General features: G+C 37.7%; 7 protein-coding genes. 3 read left to right on the top strand and 4 right to left on the bottom strand.

What is annotated here, in order from left to right:
- Nucleotides 1–1397 (top strand): KUP/HAK/KT family potassium transporter (locus AC1DPQ_RS08895; RefSeq protein ID WP_477608879.1); only part of this gene is annotated, 1397 nt, incomplete at its 5' end.
- A gap of 3 nt (nucleotides 1398–1400) precedes the next feature.
- On the top strand, nucleotides 1401–1553 hold the full coding sequence (locus tag AC1DPQ_RS08890) for a hypothetical protein (RefSeq protein WP_426325474.1): 153 nt from the start codon (nucleotides 1401–1403) through the stop codon (nucleotides 1551–1553).
- Nucleotides 1554–1740: 187 nt separating this feature from the next.
- Here the strand turns inward: AC1DPQ_RS08890 and AC1DPQ_RS08885 are convergent, their stop codons facing one another.
- Nucleotides 1741–2292, bottom strand: a complete 552-nt coding sequence (locus tag AC1DPQ_RS08885) for a hypothetical protein (RefSeq protein WP_477579632.1) — start codon at nucleotides 2290–2292, stop codon at nucleotides 1741–1743.
- 16 nt (nucleotides 2293–2308) lie between these two features.
- Nucleotides 2309–4258 carry an amino acid permease gene (locus AC1DPQ_RS08880; RefSeq protein WP_477608877.1) on the bottom strand — a complete coding sequence of 650 codons (1950 nt, stop codon included), beginning with the start codon at nucleotides 4256–4258 and terminating at the stop codon, nucleotides 2309–2311.
- Between the two features lie 291 nt (nucleotides 4259–4549).
- On the opposite strand from AC1DPQ_RS08880, the gene AC1DPQ_RS08875 reads away from it, so the two are divergent.
- Entirely contained in the window at nucleotides 4550–5767 is a 1218-nt protein-coding gene (locus tag AC1DPQ_RS08875; protein WP_477579643.1) for an MFS transporter, read from the top strand.
- 740 nt (nucleotides 5768–6507) lie between these two features.
- On the opposite strand, the gene AC1DPQ_RS08870 is transcribed toward AC1DPQ_RS08875, so the two are convergent.
- Nucleotides 6508–8214: a M3 family oligoendopeptidase gene (locus AC1DPQ_RS08870; RefSeq protein WP_477579626.1), complete on the bottom strand. Its 1707-nt coding sequence runs from the start codon at nucleotides 8212–8214 to the stop codon at nucleotides 6508–6510.
- Between the two features lie 75 nt (nucleotides 8215–8289).
- Nucleotides 8290–9147, bottom strand: a complete 858-nt coding sequence (locus AC1DPQ_RS08865; RefSeq protein WP_477579624.1) for a UbiA-like polyprenyltransferase — start codon at nucleotides 9145–9147, stop codon at nucleotides 8290–8292.
- Nucleotides 9148–9255 lie beyond the last annotated feature (108 nt).

The following is a 9255-nucleotide window of genomic DNA, read 5'->3' as shown; positions in this document are numbered from 1 at the left end:
TTACTATCCTGAAGGCATTTAACCCTTATTACGCCATTCATTTACTGGTTACCAATAAACTAGCGTTTTTAATTCTTGGCGGTGTATTTTTATGTACAACAGGAGCTGAGGCCTTATATTCAGACTTAGGCCACTGCGGTAGAAATAACATCAGAATCAGTTGGATTTTCGTGAAATTAACCCTTATTTTAAACTATTTAGGGCAAGGCGTTTGGATTTTGCAGAACAGTGGAAGTTATGTTCCAGGTGCAAAAATGAATCCATTTTTTCAGATCGTTCCCGATCAGTTTCAGATTCCGATGGTTATACTGGCCACTATGGCGGCAGTAATTGCGAGTCAGGCTTTAATTAGTGGGTCTTTTACCTTAATTGCTGAAGCAGTACGTTTAAACCTTTGGCCTAAAATTAAAATTGTTTACCCATCGGTTTCTAAAGGCCAGTTATACGTTCCCTCTATTAACTGGATGTTATGGATTGGTTGTTGTGGTATTGTACTGTTGTTTCAAAAGGCAGAGAAAATGGATGCGGCCTATGGTCTATCTATCACCATAGCCATGTTAATGACCACCATTCTGGTTAGTTTTTATTTGCGAAGTAGACGTTTTCCGAAATATTTAGTTGCGATATTCTTTTTTACCTATGTAATTATTGAAGGAACATTTTTAATCAGTAATTTAACCAAATTCTTACATGGTGGTTGGGTAACTGTATTAATCGGTTCGTTATTGTTTACAGTGATGTGGAGTTGGTTTGTAGCCCGCAAAATCAAAAACCGCTTTGTTAAATATGTCGAAATTGAGGATTATTATGAGATTTTAACTGAACTGAGCGGGGATGAATCGGTTCCGAAATACTCTTCTCAGCTGGTTTATTTAACCAGTGCGAACTTTAAAACGGAGATTGAATCAAAAATTATCTATTCCATTATACAAAAGGAACCAAAACGTGCCGATGTGTACTGGTTGGTACATGTTGATGTAATGGACGAGCCTTATACCTTAGATTATAAAGTTGAATTCCTGATCCCGGGAAAACTGATCAGAATTGATTTTAGATTAGGTTTTAGGATTGAGCAACGTGTAAACTTATTGTATCGTAAAGTGGTTGAAGAGCTGGTGAAGAATGGAGAAATCGATATTACCAGTCAGTACACTTCGTTAAACAAGCATAAAATTGCTGGCGATTTCAGGTTTGTTCTTTTAGAAAAACATTTATCTAAGTTTACCAAGTTAAGTTTCTATGAAAGACAGATTATGGATTATTACTTTATCCTTAAAAAATTAAGTTTATCTGAGGAGCGGAGCTTTGGCTTGGATAGCAGTTATGTTGATGTAGAGAAAGTTCCGTTGATTTTCGTTACACCAGATGATATTGAATTGAACAGGTTGCCGGTTTAACTGATGAGAACTGCGATTTTAATATTGGGCATCAGTTTGTTTATAGCTGGACCCATAGCTAAACTGTACCATTTCGATCATGCCAATAATTATATGATTGCATCTGGATTGGGGCTGGTGATGATTACCGCGCTGGCCTTTATAAAGAAGAAATAAATTGAATCCTCTTTCTGTTAAAGAAAGGGGATTTTTTGTTAGAAGGACATTTGCGAGATCGTCACCCTGAACTTGTTTCAGGGTCTTACCACTCGAGGGCTATCGGTTGGTGTCTCACCTACCGAAGAATTAGAAGATACTATAAATAAATTTCAGCATGACGCAGAATGAGTAAATAAGCAACAATTTATAGCTTTGCCCTTAAGTATTTAGTCATTGTATTGATATAGTTATCATCAAAGCCTATAGCAGAAATTTCTTTATACTTTATCTTTGTTGGTTCATCATCCATATAACCTGCGGGATCGAAGTTCAAAATTTTTAAACTTTTTCTTTTCACTTTCACAATCTCTCCGATTCTAAAAAAGAAGCGATCATTGTTTTCGTTTTCTACAGCACATTTTAAGTTTGTGCTTTTTATAGAATTGAAAATGGTTTCCCAGCTTTCTAAATCAATTTGGTAAGGTATTTCGATCAGCTTTTTCTGGCCCTCCTGTTCCATTATGGAATCGAAAAATTGATCATAGTCGTTGTGTCTGATCTTGATAATAGAAGATATTGGGAAAATGGTAAATCCGTTAAATAGAAAATCATCGTTCACTTTAAGGAGAACAAAATCAAATGAGTGATCTAAGATATAACCATGAGAAAGTACATAAGATTTGTTACCAACGTCTCTTTTAATTTTGACATAATTTTCCTTTGTCTGATGTTTCTCTATTTTCTCAAAAATTGTCATATCATTCATTAATAGCTTAAACCTCCGGATTTGCCAGTTTACTATGCCTGTAACCATAGGCAAAATAAACCACGAGGCCAACTACCAGCCAGATGCCGAAGCCGATCCAGTTCGAAATGCCAAGTTCGCACATCATGTACAAACAGCTAATCAATCCTAAAACCGGAATTAATGATAAGTTTTTGGTGATGCAATAGTAGGTAATCACCACACAGATGATCAAGAAAATCCACATGGGAATTTTGTGTTTAAACAACCCCCAACCACTTTCGTATTTCTTTTCTACGGGTACTTTTGAGGCTGAAATAAACTGTTCGTAACGATCGGCCGGTAATGCACTTAAATAAGATTCTGCATCTACTTTTTCTGCCAATACAATTTGTGGCGAGGCATTTTTAACAATTTCCTCTTTAACAATTTTAAGTTCATCGCCACTTAAAGAAGTAACAAAAGTTACCGTTTGGATTGTTTTAGGGGAATTGAAAAAGAAAGCTTTGGTTTCTTTACCATATTTTGTGAATGCAAAAATTATAGTCGCAATTAAAACAATAGGCACAATAAACTTACTGTTTACATAAGGTATCTTGAATTTTCCACGCTGTACATCGGGCCTGTTCTGTAATACTAAAACCCCTGCGCAAACCAGTACGAAAGCAAAAAGTGTTCCGATAGAACAGAGATCGGTAACGATAGTAAGATTCATAAACAACGATGGTACTGCCACTACAAAGCCTACCACAATGGTAGCAAACGAAGGCGTTTTGTATTTAGGGTGAATTTTCGAAAAAGATTTTGGTAATAAGCCATCTCTGCTCATGCTCATCCAGATACGTGGTTGACCCATTTGAAAAACCAAAAGTACACTGGCCATGGCAAATACTGCACTTACGGCAATAATACCGCTCATTAATTTTAAGTTAATCTGATCGAAAACGAATGCCAACGGATCGCCAACGGCTAAGGTATCTGACTTAACAATACCTGTTAAAACCAGTGCAATAGCCACATAAAGGATGGTACAGATAATAATCGCCCACATCATTCCGCGCGGCAAATCGCGTTGTGGATTTTTACATTCTTCGGCCGTTGTAGAAATGGCATCGAAACCGATATAAGCAAAAAACACTGCCGAAACTCCCTTTAAAACTCCTGAAACACCGTTCGGAGCAAATGGATCCCAGTTTTTTGTGTCTACATAAAATATACCTACCGCTAATACCAAAAGGATTACCGCAAGTTTAACCACTACCATCGCGTTGCTGGCATTCCGGCTTTCTTTCATTCCACGGTAAATTAACCAGGTAATTAAAATGATAATACCTAAAGCAGGAATATCTGCAACAAGATGAAAACTACCGATTGTTGGGGCGGTAAGCCAAGCATTATTGGCCAATGCTGTAGCCGAATCTAAATCTGCCAGGTTTTTGCCAGCCGCCAGAAGCGCTTCAGCATGTTTATGTCCGTTATAGGCACTTAAATAGTCCATTGTCATCCAATCGGGCACATGGATGCCCTCTATGCCGAGGGGTGGTATTTTGATGGTAGAGAGTAGTCCTGTAAAGTAATCAGACCAGGATATGGCTACCGTAATATTACCGATGGAATATTCCATAATAAGCGACCACCCGATAATCCAGGCCACCAACTCGCCGAAGGCTACATAAGAATAGGTGTAAGCACTGCCAGAAACAGGTACCATTGAAGCAAACTCTGCGTAAGCAAAGGCTGCAAAACTACAGGCTACTGCTGTAAAAATAAATAAAAAGATTACCGCCGGACCACCATCTGCACTTGCTTTGCCAATCGTACTAAAAATCCCTGCTCCAATAATCGCTGCAATTCCAAAAGCTGTTAAATCGCGTACTCCGAGTGTTTTATGTAATGTATTTTCATGGTCGCCATAGCCTTTTGCCGCATCTTGTAATATCTTGGAAATAGATTTTTTTCTGAATAGCTTTTCGAACATCTTTTGTTTGCTTGTTTCCTCAAACTTATAAAAAGTTTGGTTAAAAACGTTTAAAGCAGGATATAATTTTCAATACACCACGCGCTAGTAGGCAAAATGCCATCAAAAAGAGTGGTAATTATTAGATTAAAGTAAAAAAATACAATTATTTGGCTTGAATAATCCTTTGTTTGATTCGCATAATTTTAGGATAAATGAAACAGTTAATTTTGCTGTCAATAATCAGTAAAGCACATAAAACGATATAAGTTTTGTTTGATTAGAATATTTATATACCATTACAGTACCATTATGAATGCAGATATAGCACAAATAAAATACATCAAAGAACGTCACCAGGGTTTTGCTACTTTACTGGCCTTTGCCTTAATTCCATTGTCGGGTTTTGCTACCGATATTTATATCCCCTCATTACCTACCATGGCTGGCGAAATGCAGGTGAGCAATGTTCAGGTTCAACTTACACTCAGCATTTTTCTAATAAGCTATGGGGTTGCACAACTTTTTATCGGTAGTGTGCTCGATAGTTTTGGAAGGTATAAAATCTGTTTATACGCATTATTAATTTTTGCCGCAGCAAGTATCATCATTGCAACCACCCATAACATTTACCTTATTTATTTAATGCGCATTATCCACGGACTTACCGTAGGGGCTATTATTGTGGCCAAACGAGCATACTTTGTCGATCTTTTTGAGGGCGATCAGCTAAAACATTACCTGAGTTTGTTTTCCATCATCTGGTCTACCGGACCAATTATAGCACCTTTTATTGGTGGTTATCTGCAAACATTATTTGGTTGGGAATCTAATTTCTATTTCTTGGCTGGTTTTGCACTTGTTTTTGCAGTGCTGGAGTTCTTGTTCAGTGGCGAAACATTAAAACACTTTACCGATTTTCAACTGAAAAAGATAACGGGTATTTATATCGAAATGATTAAAACAACAAGCTTTACCTTAGGTATTGTGATGTTGGGTTTAGCCTATTGTATGGTGATGGTTTACAACATGACTGGGCCATTTATCATTGAGCATCATTTCAACTTCTCACCCGTTATTGCAGGTTATAGTTCCCTGTTTTTAGGTTTCGCCTGGATGGTAGGGGGCTTTATTGGTAAGGCCACCATTAATAAGCCCTTCTTTAAGCGATTAATGATCAACTCGCTGTTTCAGGTAGCATTTGTAGTCCTGATGATTATAAGCTTAAATTTTGTTTCTAATATTTGGTCGTTAATTTTCTTTGCATTTTTAATCCATGTAGGAGCAGGCTTCACTTTTAATAATTACTTCACTTTCTGCCTGAGCAAATTCCCCAAAAATGCTGGAATTGCCGGCGGCTTAACAGGAGGGATTACCTATGTTATTGTTTCTTTTTTGAGTTATGGTATCGTAAATCTGATCCCTGCTAAAGATGAACGTAATCTAAGTTATAGCTATCTGGTCATGATCTTAATTTCAGTTTTGGTGATGTTTGTTATTCTTAGGCTTCGAAAAAAAGATGAAGTGTAAGGTATTGGAGATGATGTGTGTTTTCTCTTCCTAAGCGGAGTCGAATATTTCTTGAAGAGCAAAGTTTGCAATATATAGGTAGGGTCCAGTCCTGCTGTTTGTTACAATCCTTTTGGGAAAATTTTGATAAAAATAATTATCCAACACCCAAAAGGGATTTTCACTTCCATCAGGTCTATTATTTGGGTACGGCAGATAAAACATGGGTATGATTACCGAAAAAATGTGAGGTAAATAGCAGCTATGTACGCCTATTTAGTTTCCGTGTCTTCTGTGTTTCCGTGGCAAAAAAATGCTTAGCGATATGTTAAATCCATTTGATAATCTCTCTCGGGTTGTCGCGCTGAACGGAGTCTATGCGTCTTTTTATAATATCCGTATTATTGTGTTTCCTTGGAGAAAACCAATGCCTTAGCGAGACGCTAAGACCAGATATGAGGTTCTGAATTCTTGCTTAGTTTCCGTGTCTTCTGTGTTTCCGTAGCAAAAAAATGCTTAACGATGTGTTAAATCCAGTTGACAATTCTCCCTAGGGTGTCACGCTGAGTGGAGTCGAAGCGCCTTTACAACGTCCATGCCGTAAAAAAAGAATTAAACTTCGGTCTTAGCGAGACGCTAAGACCAGAACTAGTATTAATCTGTGTTCATCCTTTTTATCTGTGGTTCATAAAAACAAAGAAGTCGTGGCAAAATGCCACGACCCTTATTATATTCCTATGAGGAGAAAAAAATCTTCTGCCTTATCCCAGTTTATCCAGTTCTGTTTTTACAAAACTTGCAAGTTCTTTTACATATTCTGCGCTGAAATCAAATTTGATTCCCGCTGTTTCATATATTTCGTTCATTGGCTTAGTATAACCTAATGAAAGTGCCGCTAAGTATTGATTTAAAGCCTTTTCTGGATTTTCTTTATAGTTTTTCCAAACAGCAATAGCACCTAACTGGGCAATTGCATACTCAATATAGTAAAACGGAACTTCGAATAAATGCAGTTGTTTTTGCCAGCCATTTCCAAATTGTTGTTCTAAATCTTTCCAATCGGCAAAACCAGCGCCAAAACGGTTAAAAATCTGCTTAAAAGTTTCTTCACGGTCAGCCGCAGTATGGTTTGGGTTGGTGTAAATCCAGTGCTGAAACTGATCAATTACAGCAACCCACGGTAAAGTTTTCAAAACATCGGCCAACTGTTCTTTTTTAGCACGGTTTAAATCTTCTTCGTTGTCGAAATAAACATCCCAGTTATCCATAGAGATGAGTTCCATACTCATAGATGCGAGTTCAGCAACTTCAGAAGGGCAATGTTTAAAATCGTTTAATTCTAAATCTGCGGTTAAAAAAGTATGTACCGCATGGCCGCCTTCGTGAACCATTGTGGTTAAATCGCGCAACGAATTTGCCGAATTCATGAAGATAAACGGGGCTCCGGTTTCAGCCAATGGGTAATTGTAACCACCTGGCGCTTTACCCTTTCTGCTCTCTACGTCAAAAAGGTTATTGGCTTTCATGGTTGCCAATTTTGAGCCTAACTTTTCATCAATGGCATTAAAGCAGGCAATACTTTTATCAATCAGTTCTTCGCCGTTGTTAAAAGGTTTCAAGGCTGGCTTGCCACTAATGCTTACTTCTAAATCCCAAGGCCTTAATACTTCTAGTCCTAAAGCTTCCCGGCGTTTTTCGGCCTGCTCTTTTAAAATCGGTACTATTTCTTTTTCAATAGCATTGGCAAAATCGTAACAGTCTTGTGGGGTATAATCGAAACGGCCCAAAGCCTGGAACATGTAATCGCGGTAATTCTCAAAACCCGCGTTTAAGGCAACCTGATTACGCAGTTTAATCAACTCATCAAACAACACGTTTAAATCATCTTTATCAATTAAGCGGCGTTGTTGAATCGTTTTCCATGCATTTTCGCGTACCTCGCGGTTTAAATCTTTGATAAAGATCGAGGCTTGCTCCAAAGTATATTCCTGACCGTTTAGCTCAACACTCATGGCGCCTGTAATGCTCTGGTATTTTTGTTGTTTCACCTGTAATTCGGTAAACAGCTCAATATTTTCATCGCGGTAAAGCGCTAATGCTTTTTTTATCGCACGGCTGTAAACGAAATATTTTTCTTTGTCCAGGTCGTTCATAAAAGGACTTTCGACAAATTTTTTGTTCAGTTCGTTGGCGAATGGAGAAATTTTCGGCTCTATTTCAGTTGCAAAATATTGAAAGTTTTTAACCAATTCTTCATTTGCGGTATCGCAACTCATTTTAATATATCTCCAGGCAAAATCTTCTTCTAAAGCAGCTTCAAGCTCCGAACGGTCTTTTAACCAGTGTTCTAACTCAGCAGTACTGGTTATTTCGCGGTTTTGCAGTTCGGTAAAAAGTGGTTCTAAATTTTCCCAGGTAATGTTTAGTTTCTGTGGAATGTATGTTCTAGGTTTCTTAGTTATAATCATGATGTTTAATTATTGAATTGGAGAATGATGGAATTAGTGAATGTTAAACATTCTATCATTCGGCCTTCTCTCATTTTATTTATGTCTCAAATACGCATCTATTAAAAAGCATATCGCAAATACTACCGATGCATAACCATTTAAGGTTTGAAACGCCCTGTTTACTTTGCTGATATCATTTGGTTTTACCAGTAAGTGCTGATAAATCAACATCGAACAGAAAAACACAATACCTATGTAATAAACCCAGCTAAAGGAGGTAAAAAACACAGGCAAAATAACACAGGTAGCAGAGAGTATATGCAACAGCACCGAAACATTCAAAGCATTTTTAATGCCAAGTGCCGATGGAATGGAATGTAATTTCTCTTCCCGGTCAAATTCTTCGTCCTGTAATGCGTATATAATATCAAATCCACTTACCCAGAACAATACGGTTAAGGAGTAAAGCACAGGAACCAAAGCAAAATGTCCGGTTACGGCAATGTAAGCGCCGATAGGAGCAAGCGCCAGGCCTAAGCCCAATACCATATGACAAAGCGCCGTAAATCTTTTGGTGTAGCTATAAAACAAAACTACAAACAAAGCTACTGGCGACAGATAGAAACAAAGTGGGTTAATAAAGTAGGTGGTAATAGCGAAAAGTACACAATTGGCGATTACGAAAATCAGCGCTTCGTTTGCCGAAACTTTGCCCGCAGGGATATCGCGCATTTTGGTGCGTGGATTTTTTGCATCAATATTTCTGTCCAGGTAACGGTTAAAAGCCATGGCAGAGTTTCTGGCAAAAACCATACAAAGCAAAACTAAAATCAGCTTATACCAGGAAAATGGGTTTTCTGTTGTAGTTACGCCCAAAAAGAAACCAATCATGGCAAATGGTAGCGCAAAAACAGAGTGGGCGAATAATACGAGTGAAAAGTATTTTTTCATTTTTTTAGAACTGATTAATTTCCCGTAGGGGATGATTACACAGATTTTTAATGTTAAACTGAAAATTGTGCACTGTGAACCTAAACTGAAAATTGTGCACTGTGAACC

Source organism: Pedobacter sp. 01T416_2 (genome assembly GCF_056398925.1).
Note: the sequence above shows the minus strand (reverse complement) of the source record. Positions and strands in the feature narration are given on the sequence as shown.